The sequence below is a fragment of the Alcanivorax sp. HI0044 genome (genome assembly GCF_001634945.1).
The window spans coordinates 1-1,227 of sequence record NZ_LWEZ01001402.1; the positions used below are offsets into that span (position 1 = coordinate 1).

Below are 1,227 nucleotides of genomic sequence, written 5' to 3' on the forward strand. Positions count from 1 at the left end.
GCTCAAGGAAGCCCGTGAACTGCTGCTGCCCAAAATGGACCAGGTAATCAGCGCCATCCGCAAGCAGGCCCACGCCCAGGCCGACCAGCCCATGCTGTCGCGCACCCATGGCCAGTCCGCCTCCCCCACCACCGTGGGCAAGGAAATGGCCAACGTGGTCGCTCGCCTGCAACGCCAGCGTGACCAGTTCGCCGCGGTGGAACTGCTCGGCAAGATCAACGGTGCAGTGGGCAACTACAACGCCCACCTGTCCGCTTACCCGGACGTGGACTGGGAAGCCTTTGCACGCCGCTTTGTGGAAGGCCTGGGGCTTACCTTCAACCCTTTCACCACCCAGATCGAACCCCACGACTGCATTGCCGAGTACTTCCACGCCCTGATGCGCTTCAACACCATCCTGCTGGACTTCGATCGTGACGTCTGGGGCTACATCTCCCTGGGTTACTTCAAGCAGCGCACCGTGGAAGGCGAAGTGGGCTCCTCCACCATGCCGCACAAGGTCAACCCCATCGACTTCGAGAACTCCGAAGGCAACCTGGGTCTGGCCAACGCCATCATGGATCACCTGGCCGCCAAGCTGCCCATGTCCCGCTGGCAGCGCGACCTGACCGACTCCACCGTGCTGCGTAACGTGGGCGTGGGCCTGGCGCACAGCCTGATTGCCTTTGAAGCCAGCCTGAAAGGCATCGGCAAACTGGAAGTAAACCCGGCCCGCCTGGACGAAGACCTGGATGCCGCCTGGGAGGTGCTGGCCGAACCCATCCAGACGGTGATGCGCCGGTATGGAATCGAGAAGCCCTACGAGAAACTCAAGGCGCTGACCCGCGGCAAGGACGGCATCAATCAGGACACCCTGACCGCCTTCATCAATGATCTGGCGATCCCCGATGAAGCCAAGGAAATCCTGCTGGCCATGACCCCGGCCACCTATGTGGGCAATGCCGCCCAGCAAGCCCGCAGCATCTGATGCCCTCAGCGCCCCAGCTGCCTGCCTTGACGCTGCCGCGCTTCATTCTCCCCATGAAGCCGGCAGCGTTTTTGCGTGAGCATTGGCAGAAAAAGCCCCTGTTCATGCCCGGCGCCGCCCATGGGCTGGACCAGCCTGACGCCGACACCCTGGCCGGTCTGGCACTGGAAGAGTCCGTGGAGGCACGCATCATCACCGGCGCCGGCAACGGCCCCTGGTCAGTGTTGCAAAGCCCCCTCGCTGACGATGTCTTCGAAACC

The 1,227-nt window shown here is 63.1% G+C and carries 1 protein-coding gene and 1 pseudogene; both read left to right on the forward strand.

All coding sequences use genetic code 11. The features are described 5' to 3' along the window. A partial coding sequence (purB, locus tag A3730_RS20665) for an adenylosuccinate lyase (protein WP_063538817.1) occupies positions 1–967 on the forward strand: 967 nt, incomplete at its 5' end. Next, positions 967–1,227, forward strand: a pseudogene (locus tag A3730_RS20670) (cupin domain-containing protein); the annotation flags it as partial. The gene purB and the pseudogene A3730_RS20670, both read left to right, overlap by 1 nt.